General features: G+C 46.1%; 13 protein-coding genes, 2 tRNA genes, 3 rRNA genes and 1 pseudogene. 4 read left to right on the forward strand and 15 right to left on the reverse strand.

Annotated elements, in window-relative coordinates; genetic code table 11:
• Positions 1-7: 7 nt before the first annotated feature.
• The 9 genes from rrf to J699_RS04220 form a co-directional block, all read right to left on the reverse strand.
• A 5S ribosomal RNA gene (gene rrf, locus J699_RS04260) occupies positions 8-122 on the reverse strand.
• 158 nt (positions 123-280) lie between these two features.
• Positions 281-3,173: ribosomal RNA gene (locus J699_RS04255) — 23S ribosomal RNA — on the reverse strand.
• 373 nt (positions 3,174-3,546) lie between these two features.
• Positions 3,547-3,622: transfer RNA gene (locus tag J699_RS04250), tRNA-Ala, on the reverse strand.
• 54 nt (positions 3,623-3,676) lie between these two features.
• Positions 3,677-3,753: transfer RNA gene (locus tag J699_RS04245), tRNA-Ile, on the reverse strand.
• A 59-nt stretch (positions 3,754-3,812) separates the two neighbouring features.
• A 16S ribosomal RNA gene (locus J699_RS04240) occupies positions 3,813-5,349 on the reverse strand.
• Together the 16S, 23S and 5S rRNA genes with 2 tRNA genes alongside form the textbook arrangement of a ribosomal RNA operon.
• 713 nt (positions 5,350-6,062) lie before the next feature.
• A complete protein-coding gene (locus tag J699_RS04235) occupies positions 6,063-8,039 on the reverse strand; it encodes a BCCT family transporter (protein ID WP_032882934.1) in 1,977 nt (658 codons plus the stop codon).
• 233 nt (positions 8,040-8,272) lie between these two features.
• Positions 8,273-9,493, reverse strand: a complete 1,221-nt coding sequence (locus J699_RS04230; protein WP_032871036.1) for a CaiB/BaiF CoA transferase family protein — start codon at positions 9,491-9,493, stop codon at positions 8,273-8,275.
• A gap of 16 nt (positions 9,494-9,509) precedes the next feature.
• A complete protein-coding gene (locus tag J699_RS04225) occupies positions 9,510-10,826 on the reverse strand; it encodes an MFS transporter (RefSeq protein WP_032871033.1) in 1,317 nt (438 codons plus the stop codon).
• 225 nt (positions 10,827-11,051) lie between these two features.
• Positions 11,052-12,260, reverse strand: coding sequence for an acyl-CoA dehydrogenase (locus J699_RS04220; RefSeq protein WP_005228422.1), 1,209 nt, complete (start codon positions 12,258-12,260; stop codon positions 11,052-11,054).
• A 229-nt stretch (positions 12,261-12,489) separates the two neighbouring features.
• On the opposite strand from J699_RS04220, the gene J699_RS04215 reads away from it, so the two are divergent.
• Complete coding sequence (locus J699_RS04215) at positions 12,490-13,446, forward strand: LysR family transcriptional regulator (protein ID WP_032871030.1); 957 nt, start codon at positions 12,490-12,492, stop codon at positions 13,444-13,446.
• On the opposite strand, the gene J699_RS04210 is transcribed toward J699_RS04215, so the two are convergent.
• Together J699_RS04210 and J699_RS04205 are read right to left on the reverse strand one after the other, a co-directional pair.
• Positions 13,440-14,123 carry an ion channel gene (locus J699_RS04210; protein ID WP_032882953.1) on the reverse strand — a complete coding sequence of 228 codons (684 nt, stop codon included), beginning with the start codon at positions 14,121-14,123 and terminating at the stop codon, positions 13,440-13,442. The genes J699_RS04215 and J699_RS04210 overlap by 7 nt on opposite strands.
• Before the next feature lie 46 nt (positions 14,124-14,169).
• Positions 14,170-14,766, reverse strand: coding sequence for a TetR/AcrR family transcriptional regulator (locus tag J699_RS04205; protein ID WP_005281178.1), 597 nt, complete (start codon positions 14,764-14,766; stop codon positions 14,170-14,172).
• An 85-nt stretch (positions 14,767-14,851) separates the two neighbouring features.
• On the opposite strand from J699_RS04205, the gene J699_RS04200 reads away from it, so the two are divergent.
• Positions 14,852-16,060: an oxygenase MpaB family protein gene (locus J699_RS04200; protein WP_032871028.1), complete on the forward strand. Its 1,209-nt coding sequence runs from the start codon at positions 14,852-14,854 to the stop codon at positions 16,058-16,060.
• 230 nt (positions 16,061-16,290) lie between these two features.
• Here the strand turns inward: J699_RS04200 and J699_RS04195 are convergent, their stop codons facing one another.
• The 3 genes and pseudogenes from J699_RS04195 to J699_RS04190 form a co-directional block, all read right to left on the reverse strand.
• On the reverse strand, positions 16,291-16,947 hold the full coding sequence (locus J699_RS04195; RefSeq protein ID WP_005228409.1) for a tetratricopeptide repeat protein: 657 nt from the start codon (positions 16,945-16,947) through the stop codon (positions 16,291-16,293).
• Between the two features lie 200 nt (positions 16,948-17,147).
• A pseudogene (locus J699_RS0218845) lies at positions 17,148-18,864 on the reverse strand (cation acetate symporter).
• Between the two features lies 1 nt (position 18,865).
• Positions 18,866-19,198, reverse strand: a complete 333-nt coding sequence (locus J699_RS04190; protein ID WP_005228407.1) for a DUF485 domain-containing protein — start codon at positions 19,196-19,198, stop codon at positions 18,866-18,868.
• A gap of 184 nt (positions 19,199-19,382) precedes the next feature.
• On the opposite strand from J699_RS04190, the gene J699_RS04185 reads away from it, so the two are divergent.
• Entirely contained in the window at positions 19,383-22,877 is a 3,495-nt protein-coding gene (locus J699_RS04185) for a PAS domain-containing hybrid sensor histidine kinase/response regulator (protein ID WP_165569318.1), read from the forward strand.
• 315 nt (positions 22,878-23,192) lie between these two features.
• Positions 23,193-23,954 (forward strand): hypothetical protein, encoded by a 762-nt coding sequence (locus tag J699_RS04180; protein WP_032871022.1) that lies wholly within the window; start codon positions 23,193-23,195, stop codon positions 23,952-23,954.
• 47 nt (positions 23,955-24,001) lie between these two features.
• Here the strand turns inward: J699_RS04180 and J699_RS04175 are convergent, their stop codons facing one another.
• Complete coding sequence (locus J699_RS04175) at positions 24,002-25,189, reverse strand: hypothetical protein (RefSeq protein ID WP_032871019.1); 1,188 nt, start codon at positions 25,187-25,189, stop codon at positions 24,002-24,004.
• Positions 25,190-25,243: the final 54 nt, after the last annotated feature.

Consider the following 25,243-nt stretch of genomic DNA (forward strand, 5'->3'; position numbering starts at 1 on the left):
ATTTAAAAGCTGGCGATGACTTACTCTCACATGGCAAGTGCCACACTACCATCAGCGCTAAGAGGTTTCACTTCTGAGTTCGGGAAGGGATCAGGTGGTTCACTCTTGCTATTGTCGCCAGCAAACTGTTTTGGTTTTGGGTGGTCTTACGTTTTTTGCCACTTAGTACCGAAAGAGTTATTAACGGATTAGTTAATTGAGTCGTATTGTAACTAGTTTTGACACTAAATCAAGTTATGTATTGAATTTATCTTGAATACAACAACTGTTTGGGTGTTGTATAGTCAAGCCTCACGAGCAATTAGTATTGGTCAGCTTCACACGTCACCGTGCTTCCACACCCAACCTATCAACGTCCTAGTCTCGAACGGCTCTTTAGAGGAATAAATTCCTAGGGAAATCTTATCTTGAGGTAGGCTTCCCGCTTAGATGCTTTCAGCGGTTATCCCTTCCGAACATAGCTACCCGGCGATGCGACTGGCGTCACAACCGGTACACCAGAGGTTCGTCCACTCTGGTCCTCTCGTACTAGGAGCAGATCCTCTCAAATTTCCAGCGCCCACGGTAGATAGGGACCGAACTGTCTCACGACGTTCTAAACCCAGCTCGCGTACCTCTTTAAATGGCGAACAGCCATACCCTTGGGACCTGCTTCAGCCCCAGGATGAGATGAGCCGACATCGAGGTGCCAAACACCGCCGTCGATATGAACTCTTGGGCGGTATCAGCCTGTTATCCCCAGAGTACCTTTTATCCGTTGAGCGATGGCCCTTCCATACAGAACCACCGGATCACTAAGACCTACTTTCGTACCTGCTCGACTTGTGGGTCTCGCAGTTAAGCGCGCTTTTGCCTTTATACTCTACGCGTGATTTCCGACCACGCTGAGCGCACCTTCGTACTCCTCCGTTACTCTTTAGGAGGAGACCGCCCCAGTCAAACTACCCACCAGACATGGTCCTCGCCCCGGATTACGGGGCAGAGTTAGAACCTCAACATTACCAGGGTGGTATTTCAAGGACGGCTCCATTAGAACTAGCGTTCTAACTTCAAAGCCTCCCACCTATCCTACACAAGTAAGGTCAAAGTTCAATGTCAAGCTGCAGTAAAGGTTCACGGGGTCTTTCCGTCTAGCCGCGGGTACACTGCATCTTCACAGCGATTTCGATTTCACTGAGCCTCTGCTGGAGACAGCGCCGCCATCATTATGCCATTCGTGCAGGTCGGAACTTACCCGACAAGGAATTTCGCTACCTTAGGACCGTTATAGTTACGGCCGCCGTTTACTGGGGCTTCGATCAAGAGCTTCGCTTACGCTAACCCCATCAATTAACCTTCCAGCACCGGGCAGGCATCACACCCTATACGTCCACTTTCGTGTTTGCAGAGTGCTATGTTTTTAATAAACAGTTGCAGCGGCCTGGTTTCTGTGGCTGCCAACAGCTCAGGGAGCAAGTCCCATCACCGTCAGCAGCGTACCTTCTCCCGAAGTTACGGTACCATTTTGCCTAGTTCCTTCAGCAGAGTTCTCTCAAGCGCTTTGGTCTACTCGACCTGACCACCTGTGTCGGTTTCGGGTACGATTCCTGTGTAACTGAAGCTTAGAGACTTTTCCTGGAAGCATGGTATCAGCCACTTCACTGTACAAGTACAGCTTGCTATCAGCTCTCAGCATAGAGCACCCCGGATTTGCCTAAGATGCATGCCTACAGCCTTCCACCTGGACAACCAACGCCAGGCTGACTTAACCTTCTCCGTCCTCTCATCGCATTACACAGAAGTATTGGAATATTAACCAATTTCCCATCGACTACGCCTCTCGGCCTCGCCTTAGGGGTCGACTCACCCAGCCCCGATTAACGTTGGACTGGAACCCTTGGTCTTTCAGCGAACGGGTTTTTCACCCGTTTTGTCGTTACTCACGTCAGCATTCGCACTTCTGATACCTCCAGCATACTTCTCAATACACCTTCATCGGCTTACAGAACGCTCCCCTACCACGTATACTAAAGTATACATCCGCAGCTTCGGCACATAGTTTTAGCCCCGTTACATCTTCCGCGCAGGCCGACTCGACTAGTGAGCTATTACGCTTTCTTTAAAGGGTGGCTGCTTCTAAGCCAACCTCCTAGCTGTCTATGCCTTCCCACATCGTTTCCCACTTAACTATGATTTTGGGGCCTTAGCTGGCGGTCTGGATTGTTTTCCTCTTGACTACGGACGTTAGCACCCGCAGTCTGTCTCCCGGATAGTACTCATTGGTATTCGGAGTTTGCATCGGTTTGGTAAGTCGGGATGACCCCCTAGCCGAAACAGTGCTCTACCCCCAATGGTATTCGTCCGAGGCGCTACCTAAATAGCTTTCGGGGAGAACCAGCTATCACCAGGCTTGATTAGCCTTTCACCCCTATCCACAAGTCATCCCCTGGCTTTTCAACGACAGTGGGTTCGGTCCTCCAGTTAGTGTTACCCAACCTTCAACCTGCTCATGGATAGATCGCCTGGTTTCGGGTCTATACCCAGCAACTAAACGCCCTATTAAGACTCGATTTCTCTACGGCTCCCCTATGCGGTTAACCTTGCTACTGAATATAAGTCGCTGACCCATTATACAAAAGGTACGCAGTCACACCACGAAGGTGCTCCCACTGCTTGTATGCATGCGGTTTCAGGATCTATTTCACTCCCCTCACAGGGGTTCTTTTCGCCTTTCCCTCACGGTACTGGTTCACTATCGGTCAGTCAGGAGTATTTAGCCTTGGAGGATGGTCCCCCCATATTCAGACAAGGTTTCACGTGCCTCGCCCTACTCGTCATCATTATGTGTGCCCTTTCGTGTACGGGAATATCACCCTCTACGTTCGCACTTCCCAGAGCGTTCCACTAGAACACACATAACTTAATGGGCTGCTCCCCGTTCGCTCGCCGCTACTAAGGGAATCTCAATTGATTTCTTTTCCTAAGGGTACTGAGATGTTTCACTTCCCCTCGTTCGCTTCATAAGCCTATGTATTCAGCTTATGATACCCGCCTTTTAGCGGGTGGGTTCCCCCATTCAGAAATCTCCGGATCAAAGGATATTTGCCGCCTCCCCGGAGCTTTTCGCAGGCTATCACGTCTTTCATCGCCTCTGACTGCCAAGGCATCCACCACATGCACTTAATTACTTGACTATACAACCCCAAACAGTCGTTACACCTACAAGTGGGTGTAGCAACAGAATCAATGTAAACATTAATTCATACAGCTTGTTGTTTCGTGAACTTAATCACCGTACAGCTTCAATCTAAATTCATATACCAAAACGCTTGATTCAGTGTTTTTGCTAGTTCTCATTTCATTCAACTTAAACATCGAAATGTTTAAATCAAAGAATGAGTGAACAATTTATTTCAGACTCAATTCTACTAATCTGTTAATGATTAACTACCACCTCGTCGGTGCGTAGTAAACTGTGATAAATCACAGAGATTAATAAACCAGTCAACTTGGACTGTATTCACTAAACTCTATAATCTATTTAGCTCAGAATTACTAAGTAATTCATGGTGGAGACTAGGAGAGTCGAACTCCTGACCTCCTGCGTGCAAAGCAGGCGCTCTACCAACTAAGCTAAGTCCCCAGCTTAAAATCATAATGAACGATATATCTCAATCTCAGCTTCAGCTATCAGATTTGGTGGGTCTGACAAGACTTGAACTTGTGACCCCACGCTTATCAAGCGTGTGCTCTAACCAACTGAGCTACAGACCCTCAGATACATCTTCGAAGAACAACTTGTTGTGGATTCTTACCGGTCACCAATCTTTCGTTAAGGAGGTGATCCAGCCGCAGGTTCCCCTACGGCTACCTTGTTACGACTTCACCCCAGTCATCGGCCACACCGTGGTAACCGCCCTCTTTGCAGTTAGGCTAGCTACTTCTGGTGCAACAAACTCCCATGGTGTGACGGGCGGTGTGTACAAGGCCCGGGAACGTATTCACCGCGGCATTCTGATCCGCGATTACTAGCGATTCCGACTTCATGGAGTCGAGTTGCAGACTCCAATCCGGACTACGATCGGCTTTTTGAGATTAGCATCCTATCGCTAGGTAGCAACCCTTTGTACCGACCATTGTAGCACGTGTGTAGCCCTGGCCGTAAGGGCCATGATGACTTGACGTCGTCCCCGCCTTCCTCCAGTTTGTCACTGGCAGTATCCTTAAAGTTCCCATCCGAAATGCTGGCAAGTAAGGAAAAGGGTTGCGCTCGTTGCGGGACTTAACCCAACATCTCACGACACGAGCTGACGACAGCCATGCAGCACCTGTATCTAGATTCCCGAAGGCACCAATCCATCTCTGGAAAGTTTCTAGTATGTCAAGGCCAGGTAAGGTTCTTCGCGTTGCATCGAATTAAACCACATGCTCCACCGCTTGTGCGGGCCCCCGTCAATTCATTTGAGTTTTAGTCTTGCGACCGTACTCCCCAGGCGGTCTACTTATCGCGTTAGCTGCGCCACTAAAGCCTCAAAGGCCCCAACGGCTAGTAGACATCGTTTACGGCATGGACTACCAGGGTATCTAATCCTGTTTGCTCCCCATGCTTTCGTACCTCAGCGTCAGTATTAGGCCAGATGGCTGCCTTCGCCATCGGTATTCCTCCAGATCTCTACGCATTTCACCGCTACACCTGGAATTCTACCATCCTCTCCCATACTCTAGCTTCCCAGTATCGAATGCAATTCCCAAGTTAAGCTCGGGGATTTCACATCCGACTTAAAAAGCCGCCTACGCACGCTTTACGCCCTGTAAATCCGATTAACGCTCGCACCCTCTGTATTACCGCGGCTGCTGGCACAGAGTTAGCCGGTGCTTATTCTGCGAGTAACGTCCACTCATCTTAGGTATTAACTAAGAGAGCCGCCTCCTCGCTTAAAGTGCTTTACAACCAAAAGGCCTTCTTCACACACGCGGCATGGCTGGATCAGGCTTGCGCCCATTGTCCAATATTCCCCACTGCTGCCTCCCGTAGGAGTCTGGGCCGTGTCTCAGTCCCAGTGTGGCGGATCATCCTCTCAGACCCGCTACAGATCGTCGCCTTGGTAGGCCTTTACCCCACCAACTAGCTAATCCGACTTAGGCTCATCATTTAGCGCAAGGTCCGAAGATCCCCTGCTTTCTCCCGTAGGACGTATGCGGTATTAGCATTCCTTTCGGAATGTTGTCCCCCACTAAATGGCAGATTCCTAAGCATTACTCACCCGTCCGCCGCTAGGTCAGTTACCGAAGCAACCTTCCCCGCTCGACTTGCATGTGTTAAGCCTGCCGCCAGCGTTCAATCTGAGCCATGATCAAACTCTTCAGTTTAAAATCATTAGTAGCTTATGGCTACAAATCTTGGCTCATCAATTACTGACTTAATATTTGCTCAAATAAACTTCGAGAAATTTAAACCAATTAATCAATGAAATATTTTCGATCGATCAACCAGTAAAAATCCACACAAGTTGTTCTTCTATTCTCTTAATGATCTTCTCGATGATTCGTCATCATCAAGCTAGGTCGGCTATATTACTCTCAATTTCTTAAAAGTCAACAGGTAATTTAGATATTTAGCAAACTTATCAACAAACTCAAGAATCTAACCATTTTAGCCAAATCCTTGTTTATCAACAAGTTTTTATCTGCATCACCGCCGATGGATGTGCATTCTACAGTATTTCAGACCAGACGCAAGCACTTTTAAAAATTAAATTATTCGGTTGTTTTATTTTTAAACTTTAACTTATCTAATTTACTGATTTATATAATTTAAAATTTATTCATTATCTTAAAAATTAATTTAGCCAACATTTAAATCACCCAAATCACTGTTATCTATAAATTTTTATCTATATTTGTTTTAATTATCAGCGAAAATCTTTTTAATTTTGATCATTTCTTTCTCACAGGCTCACTTTTTATCAATAAACAGGCTTCCAACTAAAAATTTTATTGAAAAAAATATCTCCAAAAAGCAAAACACCGGTTCTGAGGTGCTCAAAACCGGTGTTGTTATTGTTTTCAGTCGACATCCCCTGTTAAGACGATGTGCCTCTTACAATATTCAAGAAGTAAAGATGACGTTCATATTGATCAATAATGTCCTGAATCAAGTCTTCCTGAGTCCAGTCCATAACATCATAGTTTTGTCCACCTTCTCTCAAGAATACTTCAGCCTGGAAATATTGCGCCTCATCAGCATCGCCCTGCCCCAGCATAAAACTTGGCGGTACGGTTTCATGCGCATAGACCGTATAGATGAAATTAATCTCATGATGATGATCGACGCGCAGTTGCAAGCCTTGTTCAGTATTTTGAATATTCACTTCCAGATGACGGCGTTTAAACTCTTTCTGAATACTTTCAAACGCTTTTCTGACCTGTGTCTCTATATATTCCCTGACCTCAGCTTCAGTATGCGGGTAATGCATGATTAGCCCCAAACGTTGCTGCCAGCTACGTGGATTATGAATTGCTCGCGGTGTAATACGCGCTTCCTGAATCGCCTGCATTTTCGTCACATCGATCTTTAAGGCTTTTAACAGCCCCCAACTCATCAGTAACATGACGAATGTAAATGGCAAGGCGCTCATAATGATTGAGGCCTGCAAAGCAGCCAGACCACCCACCAAGAGTAGAATAATCGCCAAAACAGCCATCAATACGGTCCAGAACAGTCTTTGCCATGTCGGTGAGTTTTCTGTTTTAGCCGTCAGGTAGTCTGTCACCAAGGCGCCGGAATCAGCTGAAGTCACAAAGAACAGCATCACCAGTACGGTTGCCAACAAGCTCATCACGCCAGCCAAGGGCAAGTGATTCAGAAATTCAAACAACGCCACGGATGAATCATTTTGTACAGCTTGCAGCAAGGTCACATTGTGTTCTTGCATAATACTGAATAAGGCAGCATTGCCTAAGAAACCCATCCAGATAATGGTAAAACCGGTTGGGATCAGTAATACACCGACGATAAACTCACGAATGGTCCGGCCACGTGACACACGTGCAATAAACATCCCGACAAATGGCGACCATGAAATCCACCATGCCCAATACATGATAGTCCAACCACCAATCCAGCCATTCGGTTGATAGGCATATAAGTTAAAGGTCATGCTGAATAGGTTGGAGAAATAAGAACCCGCATTTTGAATAGTGGTCTGTAGCAAATAGATACTTGGCCCAGCAATAAAGACAAAGGCCAACAACACCAGTGCCAAGATCAGGTTCAGCTCGGAAAGACGTTTCACGCCTTTGTCCAACCCCAAAAAGACAGACATTGATGCCAAGATACTGACAAAGATAATCAGACCAACCTGAATATAGCTACTCTGTTCAACACCAAATAAGTAATGGAGACCTGAGTTAATCTGGGTTACCCCAAAGCCTAAAGAGGTAGCAACACCAAAAACCGTACCAATGGTGGCAAAGGTATCAATACCATCACCTATAGGACCGTAAATTTTCTTACCAATAATCGGATAAAGTGCGGAACGGGTTTTTAGGGGGAGATTATGACGATAGGCAAAGTAGGCCAGTGCCAAACCAACAACGGCATAAATCGCCCAGGCATGTAATCCCCAATGGAAGAAGGTGATGCGTAAGGCCTGTTGAGCCGACTCTACACTTTCAGGGTCACCACTGGGCGGGCTGACATAATGCATCACTGGCTCTGCCACACCAAAGAACATCAAACCAATCCCCACCCCTGCCGTAAACAGCATGGCAAACCATGAACCATTACTGTATTCAGGCTGACTGTGATCAGGCCCTAACTTGATTTTTCCGCTGGCGGAACAGGCAATATAAATCAGTAAAATCAAAAAGACGGCGACGGATAAAACATAAAACCAGCTAAACGAATCAGTAATCCATTGTTTAAGCTGTTGGGTCAAAAGTTCAAAGGAACTGGGTGCGACAATGACGATTGCGAGAAAAATCGCAATAATAATGACCGTGCTTAAAAACACGTTTGGATTCACATTCGCAAACTGCGAAGATGGCTTGGAAGGCATAATTCCCTCACTTTATTTTAATGATAGTGGATAGACCGCAAGGGTCAAATAAGACATTCACAGCGTGAATAAAAGCGAGCTCATGCAATGTAAAACTCGAGCTCTAGTATAAAAAATATCAACAATAACGCAGTTGTAATGCTGTAACAGGATATGAAACAAATTATAAATAATTGATTTAATAAAATAAATTTTAATTTCTTGGTCATCGCAATCACTTTGGGCATTGTTGATCAATGCCCAATCACACCTTGCTCGGTTAACTCCGCCAAGTGCTCTGTGGAACAGTATTGTGCTAAGACCTGTTGGGTATGTTCTCCCAAACGGGGGGGTGCAAGACGGTACTCCACAGGTGTGGCAGACAACTTTAATGGCGAGGCAATCATTTTAAAGTGACGATATTGTGGATGTGGAATCGACACCACCATTTCTCTTGCTTGTACTTGCGGTTCTTGTAATGCTTCCTCCACATTATTGATCATGCCGACTGGCACTTTGACCACATGAATCCGCTCTACCCAGTATTGGGCAGATTGCGTGAGAAAATGCTGATCCATTAACGTAGTCAATTCACCCCGATGCGCAATCCGGTCCTGATTCAATCTAAACTTGGGATGCGCTGCCCATTCCGCCTGACCAATGGCCTGACACAAGGCTTTAAACTGGGCATCATTGCCACAGGCAATAATAAAGTCCTTATCTTTTGCCCTAAAGGTTTGATAAGGCACAATATTGGCATGCGCATTGCCCCAACGCTGCGGTGCCTGACCGGTAATCAGATAGTTCATGCCATGGTTGGCTAAACCCGCAACCTGTACATCCAGTAAGGACAGATCAATATGTTGTCCTTTGCCTGTACTTTGACGCGACCAGAGCGCCGCCTGAATCGCAATGGTGGCATATAATCCGGTTTGTAAATCCGTGACTGCAACCCCCACCTTTTGTGGGCCGCCACCCGGCAAATCATCCTTTTCACCGGTAATGCTCATCAATCCGGCCATACCCTGAATGACAAAATCATAACCCGGCTCAGACGCACGAGGTCCGGTTTGCCCAAATCCGGTAATCGAGCAATAGACCAGTCCCGGATTGATCTCACGCAGGCTGGCATAGTCCAGACCATATTTATGCAGTGAACCGACTTTATAATTTTCAATCAGCACATCACTGTCCTTGACCATTTCCCGTAACAAGGCCTGGCCCTGTTTTGAGGCAAGATCAATGGTGACCGAGTATTTATTCCGGTTGGCAGACTGATAATAGCCCGCCTCGCGCGTGGGCTGTCCTGCATCATCCTTCATCCACGGCGGACCCCACATCCGGGTATCATCGCCGGTTTGAGGACGTTCAATCTTGATCACTTCAGCCCCCAGATCAGCCAGAATCTGGCTACACCACGGTCCTGCCAGCACCCGGCTCAGATCCAGTACACGTAAGCCTGTTAATGCACCCATGTTCCATCCTCCTTGCTTATGATTGTTGTGGATCGTATTGGCGATCGCGTATAAATAGTCCCGGTAACACACCCGCAATAAAATAAGCGGCACCCATGACAATAAAGGCCATAGCGAATGTTCCGCCAGAGGCTAAAAAACCGATGGTGGCCGGTGCAATCGCCGCCCCAACCCGACCAATGTTATAGGCTCCGCCAATGGCAGTACCGCGAACATCCGTTGAAAAAGATTCCGCCATATAGGTGGCATTGACCCCATATGGAATCCCATAAAGAAATCCAAAGGTAATGAGTAAATACAGAATATTGTCAGGGGTATTAAAGAAGATAATGATCGGCAGGAAGATTGCGCTGGCCAGCGTTCCAAACACGAAAATGGCACGGCGGTTAAATTTATCTGCCAGATAACCCGCCAGAATCTTGCCTAGAATCATTGCCGTATACGAACCCACCATATAACTGGTCAGCGACTTGAAGTTCATATTCACTTCGATTTCCAGATAACTCGGCATCCAGTTGTTAATGCCGTAATAACCGAACTGTAAAAAGAAAGCTGTCGTCATCCAGAGCAGGAACATTTTGCGATGTTTGAAATTGGCAAAAATCTGTTGATAGATACTTTGGCTTTTCGGTTGCGGTTGCGTCGTAATAACTTGCTGCGTTTGCGGAGTCAAACTCTTCATTTTCGTCAGCTGCCAGGATTTAGGCTCAGGCACAAAGCGCTGTAAGATGATATTGATCGCTGCTGGAATCACGGTAATGAAGAATAAAATCCGCCAGCCGTGTTCCGGAATGATGGCACCAGCCAGTAAGGTTGCCACAATATAGCCAACCGTTTGTCCGGTTTGCAAGGTGCCCAGTACTGTGGTGCGATAGGAGGTCGGAACATACTCCGCCATTAAGGTATTGCAGGCCATATAAAGGGCGCCAATCCCTAAAGCCCCAATAAAACGTAACGACATAAACTGTTCAAAGCTTTGGGTAAAACCCAATAGACAGGTCGCCACCGAAAAGAAAGTCACAGAATGGGCAATGGTTCTGACCCGTCCATATTTATCACAGGCCCAGCCACCCAGAATACCGCCAATTCCCATCCCGGCGAGAGAGGCACTCCCCAACGCTCCCGCCTGAAAGGTTGATAATCCAAATTCTGCCTTTAAACTGGTCAGACTGTATGACAGCAGCATGATATCGATGCCATCTACCACCATGGCGAAGTAGGCAAACAGCAAGGCAAATTTCCATGTGTGTGACGTAATCCGCGCATAGGTTCCCAGATTAGAAGGCCATTTGCTCATCGCTGAGCTTGCTACCGTTTGAACATCATTGTTCATTTGACACCTCATTTTCTCAAATGGGTCTGGTCTTTCATCAACCATTCAAGTGATGAATCCTTTGCGACAGTACTATTTATTGTTTTGGCAAAGTGTCATTTTCTACCGGAAATGTGTTTGATGAATCCTTGACGATTTTAATTGCTATAAGTCAATTTTTTAGGCATGAATTTGCCCGAAGATACGCCCGCAAGCGTATCTTTGCGTTTAAACAATGCAGAAGTTTTAGTTAGAAAATGCAGCGATACCGGTTTGTGCACGCCCAAGAATCAAGGCGTGTACATCATGGGTGCCTTCATAGGTATTCACCACTTCCAGATTGACCAGATGACGGGCCACACCAAACTCATCACTGATGCCGTTGCCGCCCATCATGTCACGCGCCAAACGGGCAATTTCCAGCGCTTTACCACAGTTATTGCGTTTGATCAGCGATGTTCCTTCCACTGAAGCAATCCCTGCATCTTTCATTTGCCCAAAACGCAAAGCCGCCTGCAATCCCAAGGCAATTTCGGTCTGCATATCCGCCAGTTTCTTCTGGATCAGCTGATTGGCTGCCAGTGGTCGACCGAACTGTTTGCGGTCCATGGTATATTGATGTGCGGTATGCCAACAAAATTCAGCGGCCCCCATTGCACCCCAAGCTATGCCATAACGGGCACTGTTCAGGCAGGTAAATGGTCCTTTTAGGCCGCGCACTTCAGGGAAAGCATTCTCTTCCGGCACAAAGACCTGATCCATCACAATTTCACCGGTAATCGATGCTCGCAGCCCGACCTTGCCATGAATGGCAGGCGCAGACAGCCCTTCCCAACCTTTTTCCAGAATAAAACCACGAATCTCCCCGACATTGCCAGTTTCCGAGACTTCTTTGGCCCACACCACAAACACATCTGCAATCGGGCTGTTGGTAATCCACATTTTGCTACCACTGAGGCGATAACCGCCTGCAACCTTTTTGGCACGACATAGCATACTGCCCGGATCAGAGCCATGATCCGGCTCGGTCAATCCGAAACAGCCAATGTATTCACCTGTCGCCAGTTTAGGCAGGTATTTCTGTTTTTGTGCTTCGGTACCAAATTCGGCAATCGGCACCATCACCAGTGAACTTTGCACACTGGCCATCGAACGATAGCCCGAATCTACCCGTTCAATCTCGCGTGCAATCAAACCATAACTGACATAGTTTAGCCCCGCACCACCATACTGCTCCGAGATGGTTGGGCCTAATAGACCTAGCTCGCCCATTTCCCGAAAAATACTTGGATCGGTTTTTTCATGACGGAATTGTTCCAGTACCCGTGGCATGAGTTTGTCTTGACAATAGGCCTGAGCGCTATCCCGAATCATGCGTTCTTCCGAGCTGAGTTGCTGTTCGAGTAAAAAGGGATCTTGCCAGTTAAAAGAGACACGCTTTCCTTGATTTGCCATGACTTGTGATCTTCCTGTTGATTAATTTTGATATACGTTCTGCTCTTGATGCTAGGCCAGATTGTGCCCTCAGGCAAACGATGTTTTTTCATACAGCTATGCGTTTTATGCATAGCTCAATTGCAATCCGTGGCATGCTTCTGTTAAAAATAAAGTAGAGAATAATCTACAAAGCTTGAGCTATCCAAACCTCATTGCTGATTTTTGCACGCAACACAAGGACGCTGTTATGCGACGTATGATTCCTTCACTGCAATCATTGATCTGTTTTGAAGCCGCTGCCAAACATAAAACCTATACTCATGCGGCGCAGGAACTGAGCATGACCCAAAGTGCCGTTTCCCGACAGATTCAGCAACTGGAAGAGTTTCTGAATCTGCCGCTGTTTCATCGGGTACGACATGGCGTCGAACTGACCGTTGCGGGTGAACAATATCTGAAAAATATCAAGACGCATTTGCTCGGGCTGGAACACAGCACACTCGACCTGATGTCGCATCAAGGTTTAGGCGGCACGCTCAAACTGGGCGTAGTACCCACCTTTGCGACACGCTGGCTGCTGCCACGCCTGCATCGTTTTAATGAAAAATATCCCGAAATTACTATTCATCTGGAAACCAGCACCAAACCTTTTCTGTTCAGCGAGCAGATTTTTGATGCTGCCATCTATGCAGGTACACCCGCTCAGGTAGAAAACTGGCCTGGCACGACTGCTCATTTTTTGATGCAGGAAGACGTGGTTGCCGTTTGCTCGCCGACGCTGATTAGAAAGTTTTTCCCTGATTTGATTCAAAATCAATCGCCCTCGACACTGAATCTGTCTCCGGCACAACTCTCACAGCTGCCCTTATTACAACAGACCACTCGTCCTGCAATCTGGAAAGAATGGTTCGACAGTCTGGCCTATAACGCGCCTTATGCGATGGAGGGTCAACGCCATGAACTGTTTTCCATGCTGGCCGTGGCGGCAACCCACCATCTTGGTGTGGCCCTGATTCCACAAATGCTGATTGAGAAAGAACTGAGTCGAGGAGAGTTGATGATCGTGTCATCACATAAACTTAGTGGTTCACGTTGCTACTATTTTGTTTATGCCGAACAGCCGCATAACCCGATTATGCTGAAATTCATCGAATGGCTGGAACAGGAAACCACAACCCGTCCCCATACCACCACGAATTACTGATTTTTGGGTAAATGCGCAATATATTGCAGTGCAATCAGACGCGAGACCACCACGGCCAGATACATGACCCCGCCAAACATTTGCAGCATGGCAAGCACTCGGGCGGCTGGGCTCATCGGCATCAAGTCCGATAAACCGGTTGCCGATTGCAAACTAAAACTCAGGAACAGTAAATCCAGCCAGCTTTGCAGCGCTTGGGGCTGATTGGGATTCAGGAAACTGTTTGGCAAAAGTAGCTGACAAATACTGTATAAAAAGGCAAAGGCCCAGGCGATCAGGGTAAATCCTGCCCCTGCAGCAAACAATTCATCTTTGGTGAGATAGCGGTCGGCAAACATATAACGAAGAAAGCCATAAGCGGCATAGAAATAGGCCATCGCTTCAAAACTGTAGGCCATGATCTGGATGGTCGGTGTGCTATAGCCATTAAACAGCATAATCGAAAAGACAAAGGCACCACTGACAAAGATGAGTCCCCAAAAGGTAAATACCGGGGTTTGCCGGATCACCTTGGCAATAATTAACAGCGCCAAAACGCCCATTGACCAGGTCAAGGCACGATATTCACTATCACCATAGGTCAGCATATACAGAATTAATAAGGCCAGCTGAACCAGCAACAACCATGCTGATGGCAGCAAACGAAAGGTACGCCAGAATTGTTTTAAGCTTTGCATGTGCTTTTCCTGAATCTTGTTATGCTTTTCATTTTTGTTGAGTGCATCATACTGCATCTAAAAAAGAAACAATCATTTTAGACAGTTCTTGTTGCAGGCGTTGTTCTTCGATCAGAAAAGTATTTTTACTGGCATAACGCATCATGGTAAATAAGGTACTGTTAATAATCACAAACGACTTATGTTTTAAGGTCTCAAAATCCCAGTGCGGATAATAACGTCCAAATAAATACATGCCGACTTCTAAAAAGTGCTGCTCTAACACCTGTGCCGCTTCCGAATCACTATAGGCATGCCAGTTTTTTAAAATTTCGATAAAAAAACCCTGATCAGATTTTAACGATTCAAAGCCAAAGGCAATACTTAATGTGATGATGTCCTGAATAGTAGTTTGCTGTTGTAGCATCACCAGTTGCTTTACCGCCTGTCCCAAGTTTTCGCTTTTACGTAGCAATAATTCCGCAATGATTTGCTCTTTATTTTCAAAATACTGATAAATCGATCCGACACTCACGCCTGATTTTTCAGCGATTTTAGGTGTAGTCACCTGCAAAACCCCATGTTCAGAAATACATTGCTGTGCCCCTTCCAGAATACTTTCGACAATCATTTTGGCACGTTGTTGCTGTGGTCGTTTTCTCATGCTCAGCCTCAATTAAAATGCGAATTGAATGCGAATAATTATTCATATTAAGCTTTGATTAAATAACAATCAGAGACTTTATGCAATGCACGGCATCGTTAAACCTAAACGCTTGGCGGCGTTTGAAGATATGACCCAGCGTAATCTCAAAACCAGAATACTCGGTTATATGACCCAACAGGAGGTTCAACCGAGTTATCAGGACTATCAGGCCTTGAATACGGCCTTGCAAAGTGGGGATGAACCCATGGATAAACTGCTGCTGTGGATACTACAAAACCCAAAACAGCATCGACAATATTTTGAAACGGCGCTGTATCAAGGTTTAGATAAATTACCGCATGAGATTCCTGAACTTACGATTTTCTTCCAGCAGGTGGAGCAGAAACCGGTCTGGTATGAGCAAGCCAAAATCGATGAGGCGCTTAAATTCACCTATCGTCTCGGCATCAATAATGGTCTGATCCTGCGGGATTTATCCTTAATGACCGGCTACCTGTATCCGGGTTTCAACCAGCCTTTGATCCTGACCGGCGCATTAAAAAAACAGGCAGGCACACGGCTGGCAGAAACCACCAAATGGTGGGTCGATATTACTGAACCGGATGGTTTTTCCCGTTTTAGCAAAGGCTTTACCTCTACCATTTTTGTACGTTTTATCCATGCCTTGGTTCGTCACCAATTGCAAAAATCCGAGAAATGGGATGCCGAAACTTGGGGAATCCCGATTAACCAGTATGATCAGGCCATGACCAATATTGCCTTTAGTGGTGTAGTGCTGATCGGCATTCGCGCTTTGGGAATTTTTCCAAGCAAGCAAGAAGTCGACAGCTTTTTACATTTCTGGAAATATGCGGGCTGGTTAATGGGCATTGAAGAGAAATGGCTGGTTGATCAGGAAGCAGAAGGCTGGAAACTGATGTACTGGATGCAATTTGCCCATCCACAGTCCGATGCCAGCAGTATTTCGCTTGGTTCCAGTCTTTCTAAAGAACCCTTTGAACGCAAATACCGTTATCTACGCACTTTTCAGCAGAAACTGGCCTATAAGCAACACTTAGAAATTACCCAGTTCTTTATTGGCCGTAAGAACATGCAAAAGCTTGGTTTAACGCCACAATCGGCTTCCTGGTTTGCCTACTATCTGATTGGTCGAAATTTAGCGTTGTATAGCAGTGCCCGATATATTCCAAAATTGAATCGCTTTCTTGAACAAAATGGACGTCATTTGCAACGTATTGGCTTGTCACTATATCGCAATCAGTCGCAGCAGCTGGCCAGCATGCATCAATAAGCCATAAAAAAAGCCCTCAATCAATGAGGGCTTCATCTTTAATATTTATATATCAATTAATGAGAAAATTCATCAACACTGTTTATTCACTACACCAAAAGCTTTAATCACAATTCATCCAGCTGTTGTTGTTAATGGAGGTGTTTCTTGTAACTCGCTGAATTATTCCTCAATTCATTTTCTTTTAAATGCCATTGATATTCCATCGGGAGCTTTGTGTTTCTCGCCTGCTATTGTAATTCCACAAGCCTATCTTCGCCCCTTGATAAGCCATATTCAGCAGCCTTTTTATACCACTTTTTGGCCAACTTAATATTTACAGCCCCACCAGAACCATCCTCATACATTTCTCCAAGTTCATATGCTGCCATAGCCATTTCCTGATCGGCAGCCTTTGTCATCCATTCCATGGCTTTGACTTCATTTTTTGCTACACCTTCACCACTACGATACATTGATGCAATTTCATATTGTGAATTTGCATGCCCCTGCATCGCAGCTTTCATAAACCATGCATATGCTTTTTCAAAATCTTCATCAACACCTTGTCCAAAAAGGTATGCTAAACCAAGATTGTATTGAGCATAAGGATTAGCAGATTGGGCAGACTTTCGAAACCAATCTACAGCTTTGCTAAAGTCTCTTTCAATACCATATGAACCACGTTTATATATCATCCCAAGGCTAAGTTGAGCATTTGGATTTCCTTGTTTGGCTTCTTCTAAATATTTTGCATAAGCCACCTGGATATCTTTTTTCACAAAATCTTCATCTAACATTGCGTCTATCTGAGCAAGTTGAGTCTTAGGAAGATTTGAACTTTCGGCACATGCAATGATTGAAAACACAAGAGTTAATAAAAATAAAATATTTTTTATTAAGTACATAAAGCTATCTCATATAAATTTGACAACCAATAAAGTAATGGTCGCAATTTTTAAATTTTTCAAAATTATAATCCAACCTAAATAATAAAAATCAATTCAAAATTTATTTTTAGCCTCACCACATGCTGCAATCATATTTTTATATACCTCAAATGAAGAAAGCCCTCAATCAATGAGGGCTTTCTTTTGGCTCAAGCGAATTAGTGATCTGACGCGCCAGACGCACCGATCCCGGTCATTGAGCGAACGAACTGTGCATCAAAGGCTTTACGCTCTTTCTCAGCACGTGCTGATTTGTCCGTTACAGAGAAGAACCAGCAGCAGAAGAATGATAGGGGCATTGCAAATAATGCTGGGCCATTGAATGGGTTTGGCGCAGTTTCAGAAATCGCTAGCGTATCTACCCAAACCGCTTTCGACAGAATGATCAGGCTGACTGCACCGACCAAACCTACGACACCACCAATCACTGCACCACGTGTGGTTAAGCCTTTCCAGAACATGGATAACACCAACACCGGGAAGTTTGCACAACAGGCTACCGAGAATGCCAAGCCAACCATGAAGGCAACGTTTTGTTTCTCGAACAAGATACCCAAGATCATGGCAAAGATCGCTAAACCTAAAGTTGCGATTTTTGACATTCTTAACTCAGACGCAGGGGTGGTCTGGCCTTTCTTGAATACGTTGGCATAAAGGTCATGTGAAATTGCAGAGGCCCCTGACAATGTTAAACCCTGCCACTACCGCAAGGATTGTTGCGAATGCTACTGCCGAGATAAAGCCCATGAACAAGTCACCGCCCACCGCATCACTCAGGTGAACCGCGGCCATGTTGTTACCGCCTACCAACTCTAATTTGCCTGTTACCGCTGCTTTGGCAAGGTCAAGGAATTGCGGGTTGTTGGCAACAAACAGGATCGCACCAAAACCAATGATGAAGGTTAACAGGTAGAAGTAACCAATAAAGCCTGTTGCCACCACAACTGATTTACGTGCTTCTTTGGCATCTTTCACCGTGAAGAAACGCATCAGGATATGCGGTAAACCTGCGGTACCAAACATCAAGGCAAGACCGAGTGAAAGCGCATCAATCGGATTGGCGGCAAGTTTACCTGGCCCCATGATCTTAGCAGCCTCATCCCAGCTCATGCTATGCGCCTGGCTATACACTCCAATCGCCTGGTTAAACATATTGGTGAAGCTAAAGCCAACCGCTTTCATCACCATAAAGGCCATAAAAGTCGCACCGCTGAGTAGCATCACCGCTTTAATGATTTGTACCCAAGTGGTTGCCAACATGCCACCGAAGATCACATACGCCATCATCAACAGGCCCACGATCACCACCGCAATGTTATAGTTCAAACCAAATAACAATTTGATCAACTGACCTGCACCGACCATCTGTGCAATCAGATAAAACGCTACCACAACCAATGAACTGAATGCTGCCAAGGTACGGACTGGCTTTTCTTCCAGACGGAACGACACCACATCGGACAGGTTATATTTACCCAGGTTACGTAAACGTTCCGCAACGAGGAACAGTACAATTGGCCAACCGACCATGAAACCGAGTGAATAAAGCAAGCCGTCAAAGCCCGAACTGAATACCAGTGCAGAAATACCCAGGAACGACGCGGCAGACATATAGTCACCAGCAATCGCCAAACCGTTTTGGAAACCGCTAATCCCGCCACCAGCGGTATAGAAATCTTGTGCAGACTGGGTTTGCTTGGCTGCCCATTTGGTAATGAACAGGGTAAAACCGACAAAGATCGTAAACATAATGATCGCGTGCCAGTTGGTCGCCTGCTGTTCAGCGGTACCTAGATCCGGACTGGCGAATGCAATACTTGTGCAGCAAAAGCTCAACAGTGTGAACAGTACCGCTTTGAATGAGGTCCCTTTCATCTCAGTGCATTCCTTTTTCACGTGCAATGGCCTCAACTTCCTTGAGGGCTGCTTCATTCAACTGGTCAAGCTTGTTATTGGCAATGTAGGAATACACACCACATAACACAAATGACAACACAATAATGCCTAAACCGAGGGGAATACCCCAAGTGGTCACACCACCGCTAAATGAACTTGCTAAAAATTCTTTGTTATAGCCAACCAAAAGCATAAATCCAACGTAGATAAACAGCATGATTGCTGTTAATGTCCAACTTAATGTACGCTTTTTGCTGACCATTTCCTGAAACTTTGGATTATGTAGAATTCGATCTACCTGAGAATCATCCATAATCAACTCCTTATTTTTGTGTCCAACCATGGACCCCTTTTTACGTGGGATTTTTCATTATCCAACTTAACAAGATTATGCTTGACTCGTAACTTAGACTTTGGTCTCTAAATGCAATTCTCTACTCCTTGCTGTACCTGTGCTTCGGGTATGATTAAAAATGGAAGTTGATCACGTGAGCAATATGAACAGTTGGCTTATTCTCGGGGTATTGGCCCTGTACATCGTGCTGCTATTTGGCTGTGCCTTTTTTGGTGAAAAGCATGCCAGCCGCTTAAGTATGCGTGGTCGGATGCTGCTGTTCAGCTTAACCTTGGGTGTATATTGCTCTTCATGGACCTTTTATGGCGCCACCGGTGCTGCGGTTCGCCAAGGCGTGATTTTCCTGCCGATTTACCTGGGGCCATTGCTGTTTATCTGGTTTGGTTATGACATCTGGAAACGATTGGGTCGTATCCGCCAGCATCATGCCATTTCATCAATTGCCGATTTCGTGGCTGCCCGCTATGGTAAAAGCGGAAGTCTGGCCGCCTTGGTGACCATTCTGGCCGTGATTGCCATTGTGCCCTATCTGGCGTTGCAACTACGCGCCATTGCACTCAGTGCCTCGGTGATTCTGGAGCAAAACGCGCATATCCATACCACCACCAATAGTGTTCTGGTACTGACTGCGGTACTGGCGATTTTGGCGATGATTTTTGGAACCCGGCATATTGCCCATACCGAACAGCACGGCGGGTTAATGTTAGCCGTGGCCTTTGAGTCCTTTGTGAAACTGTTTGCCCTGCTCTGTGTGGCAGCCTTCTTCTTATTACAGTCACCCGACAATATTAAACAGGTCAGTACCGATGTACATCAGCATTTTCATGACCTGCAACAACTGGGTGTGCCTGAAACTTTCTGGGTGCAAACATTACTGGCAGGTCTCGCCATGATCTGCCTGCCACGCCAGTTCCATGTGGCAGTGGTGGAATTACGCGATGAAAAACATATCCGTGGTGCACGGCGCTGGTTCGCGGCCTATCTGATCCTGACCGTCATGGCAATTATCCCAATTGCCAGCTGGGCGCTGCATTCTCTACCCGAATCGCTGGGCACACCAGACATTGCCGTACTGGCCTTACCGATGAGCTATCAGCAGGATTGGTTAGCGCTGTTGGCCTTTCTCGGAGGCTTTTCCGCATCAACTGGCATGCTGTTAGTGGCCTCAGTCGCCTTATCGATCATGCTCAGTAATGACCTGATCATGCCAGCCCTGTGGCGGTTTAAAATTATTTCCCGTCATGATCAGCATTTACCGCGCGTGCTCAAACTGACCCGGCGCATTAGTATTATTAGCGTGATGTTACTGGGCTTTTTATTTTTCCATTTCTTTAATGATATTAACCAGCTCTCGGTATTTGGCTTACTGGCCTTTAGCGCCGTGGCACAATTTTCACCAGCCTTGATTGGCGGTCTATACTGGCGTGGTGCAAGCCGTCAGGGTGTTTATGTCGGGCTCTTGATGGGCTTCGCCATGTGGAGTTATACCTTACTGTTCCCGACGGTCCTGCGTAGCCTGCCCGATCAATATCAGGATTTGGCACAGCATATTTTACTGTTTGGACCATTTGATATTAATGGCCTGCGTCCAGAAGCCTTACTGGGTTTTGAATCCTTTGCTCCGCTGACACATGGGGTATTGTGGTCTTTAGGTTTGAATGTGGTGTTGTATATCTGGGTATCGCGTCTGTACCGACCCAGCGTAGCGGAACAAATTCAGGCTGAAAGCTTCTTCTATTATGAAAGCAAACCGCTGCCATCAGCCCAGTCCAATACCGATCTTACTGATCTGCACCTGAATGCCGCCCGCCTGAAAGTCGGCGACTTACTGGCGCTGGCCAAACGGGTCACAGGCGATAAACCGACGCTACAGGCTTTTCAGCAATTTTGTGAACAGAATCATGTGGTTTTAAATGAAAATCATGTGGCCAATGGCATGTGGTGGCGCTTTACCGAGCAATATCTGGCCGGGATTATTGGGGCAGCCTCTGCGCGTACCTTATTGACCACTGCCATGATTAACAATGGTCTGGCCTTGGGACAAGTCGCCAATATTCTCGACCAGGCCTCGCAATGGCAGCGTTTTAACCAGAACCTGTTAATGACCATGATCGACCATATGACCCAAGGCGTCAGTGTGGTAGACAAAAATATGTGTCTGGTGGCCTGGAACAATCAATATCTGAAACTGTTTGATTATCCAAAAGATCTGGTTTACGTCGGTTGCCCGATCGCAGACCTGATTCGCTATAACGCGGAACGTGGTGAGTGTGGTCCAGGCCCGGTCGAAGAACATGTGCGTAAACGACTGCACTGGATGAAAGTGGGTAGCGCCCATGAGTTCGAGCGCATTCGTAAAGATGGTCTGGTGATCCAGATGCGGGGGAATCCTATTGAAGGCGGTGGTTTCGTCACCACCTTTGCCGATATTACCGCGTTCCGTGAAAATGAAGCGGTGCTGGAAGAGCGCGTCAGTGACCGCACACAGCAGCTTGCCAATGCCCTGACTGAACAGCAACTGGCACTGGAACAGGCGGATAAAGCCAATCAATCCAAAAGCCGTTTTCTGGCCGCCGCCAGTCACGATTTACTCCAGCCCATGCATGCAGCACGTCTGTTTAGTACTGCGCTAGAACAAAGTGTCCATTCGGCAGAAGATCAACAGACCTTGCAACAGCTGGATCGGGCACTGTACGGCGCGGAAAGTATGCTCTCTGCCCTGCTCGATATCGCCCGTTTAGAAGGTGGCACCATCCAACCCAAACGTCAGGCTTATTCCTTGCACGATCTCTTGAATGATCTGGAGTTACAGTTCAAATCTATTGCAGCCCAGCGTGATATTCAATTGTCCGTGCACGATACCAAGTTCTGGGTCGACACCGATCCGCAATGGATGCGACGGATTATCCAGAACTTTGTCAGCAATGCTTTACGCTATACCGCCCGGGGTCGCGTGGTGGTCGGTGTGCTACGTTCAGCTCAGCGCCCTCATCATATTCGCATCGGGGTCTGGGATACCGGCCCGGGTATTCATGAACAGCAACGCCTGAAACTGTTTCAGGAATTTGAGCGCTGTGGGCACACCTCACCTTGGGGTGAACAGGGTCTGGGTCTCGGACTGGCCATCGTACAACGGATGACCAGCCTGCTGGATTTCCCCGTGCATGTCTATTCCGAGCTGGGCAAAGGTTCCTGTTTCATGATCGAAGTGCCTTTAGCCGAAGCACCCAAAATTCAAATGGCAACACCTCAGGTAACGGCATTGCAGCATACGGCCTATAAAGTGCTATGTCTGGACAATGATGAAACCATTCTGGAAGGCATGCGAACCTTGCTAAGCAAATGGGGCTATCAGATCTTCACCGCAACCGAACCGGAAGAAGCACTCCGTTTGATTGAGCAGGAAGACATTCAGGTCTGGTTGATCGATCAGCATTTGAATCATGATCAACGGGGTCTGGACTTTATTGAACAACACCGACCAGCCCATATTCCTGTGGCATTAATTACCGCAGATTCTGATCCAGAGCTACCACAATATTTAAAACAGCAGAATATTGTGTTGCTGAAAAAGCCACTCAAGCCTGCCGGTTTAAGGGCCTGGTTATCCGGTTTAAAAATCATGCCGATGCAATAAATGACCAAATATTTTGCAGCCATAGGCAAAAATCATCAAAAAGTAGCACTTTGAGTGCTGATAAATTGACCAAAATGCTCAAATTATTTTTGACTATGGCAAAAACGTTCACTTACATTAGTGAACGTTTGTACACTTACTTACAATTAATTAAGCATTTGTTTTTATTTATAAATTTTACCCCCAAAAACCAGCCTACAACTTTAGTCGTATTCTACTTGCTTTGTTGATCCCGCATAAATTGATCAATAAATGGAAACCTGTGTCTCATCGTGTTGGGTTTCTTGCAACAGACTGTCGAAAAGGACATTGATCATGAATAATAGTCACCCCATCACCGACCATAGCTCGCAACAGTTTTATCGCCAATACAGTGCCAACGCCTTATTACCACAACTGGACTGGCAACATATTTTTGTACATAGCAAACTTGAAGATACACATTTACGTGCCCTGGATGCGCTTTATCAGGCGGCGGTCCCGCTGGCCCTGAATGTATTCCATGAACTGAATTTTGATGTGTTTACGCCTGCAGCCTACCATCCACAAGGGTTGGGCTTATTTGAAAAACTGGCCCAACAAGAACAGAAGTTTTTAGATGTACTTGAGGCAGAGTCTGTCCATCTCGACCATGAAACACGTCATCAGATCTGGAGCATGCTATTACGTGGCGGTGCCGTTCTGGTCTTTAAAGCCTGGTTAAGCCATGTCAAAGGTGATGCAAACCAACTGGACAAAAGCCAGTTTGATGAACTTTCCGATTTACTGTTTATCAAGACACGTCCTGAGCAATTGGCGCAACGTTTAAAAGTCGAAGTCAATGCGCCATTCACCCACATTTTCCTGATGCATGATAATGATGTGTTCCTCGATCATTTTAATAGTCTGGAAACCGCTGCTTTATTTGTTGATTTAGGCGTTTACGATGCCGCCTTTTTAAGTCTGCGTGACGACCGCGTGGCGGAATACCTTAAGAGCAAAGCTTATGTCACCCAAGAACAGATTGATGATCTGCAATGCGCATTAAATCCGTTATATTGCGATAGCCTGATGCCAAAACAGGACTGTCTGGCCTAAGCAGTCGAAGCCACAATCAAGATTGTGGCTTCGCTTTGATATTGAGCTTAAGAAGCATTTTTTTCTAAACGCTGTTTATGAATCTGCATCACCACATCACTAAATTCATTTAAAACATAATGCACCCATAAACGGCTATACCAGTTATATTCGGTGGATAACCGATAATCAATGCTCAGAATCAATCTGGTGGTGTGTGCATCGATTTGTTCCAGTTGATAATCTGTTTTCAGCAAATCGAAATATTTCCCGCCCATTTCCAGATGATCATCCAATGATCCCTTCGGAAACGAATCTGGCGCAAACCGATATGTCCAGGACAATAGATACGGCGCATGCGATGCGGTCACCTGTTCTTCAAACTTGATGCCACGTTCCCACTGGATGGTGCGAACCAGCTCACCCTGACGCTGTTCGGTCATGCCAAATACCGGTTTGGGAAAACCCATGGTAAAAATAAAACTGTCTTTGACTTCCTCGGGTTGGATCGTGCCAATCTGGTTAATGGCCTGAAATACTTGCTGTGCGGGCGCATGAATCACAACCGAGCGCTGGGTTTGACCATATTCGGTACGACTAAAATCAGGTAATAACAACCATAAAATCAACGGCAGCAGTGCAAAAGAATAGATTTTGGCGCTGGGTTTCCATAAATAATGACAAATCAAGCGCATAAAACCTGCCCCCAGCAGCAGGCCGATCAGTAAAATCGGGAGCAGCATGATCAGACAGATAATCCCTTCTCTTAACACGATCACGCAAAACACAATCACGATCACAAAAACCAGCGGCTGAATCTTGAAAAGCTTGGTCAGGAAAATAGGATTGGGCTGTTTTCGAATCATAAAATATTCAAATAATGCGCCCAATAGTGCAGGAATAACCAAGACAATCACAAAGGACATCAGATCTTGCGAATAACTGCTTAACAGTACTGTCACCGCTATCAGGCCCATCGCCACAATTAAAGGCAACACCATGACAAAAGACGTTCTGGATGGATAAACTTTTTCTAACTGATAAGGAAGCGGGGTGTCAGTGCCTTTGCGTACAATCAGATAATCGTGTGCTTCATTCTTGATCTTATGTATTTGATAATCTTGAATACCTGCCTGCAACAAGCGTTGCTCCAGACTATCACGCGTCTGTTCTGTCCATTCGGTGACCTGAATACGGACATAACCTTGTTGTTGTAGTTCTTGAATAATTGTATTGGAATCCTGAAGATGATGCATGTAAGCCTCGTCAAAACGCAATCAGCTCAATGCAGATCATTGAGCTGACTGATT

Source organism: Acinetobacter sp. 1000160 (assembly GCF_000588715.1).
GTDB lineage: Bacteria > Pseudomonadota > Gammaproteobacteria > Pseudomonadales > Moraxellaceae > Acinetobacter > Acinetobacter courvalinii.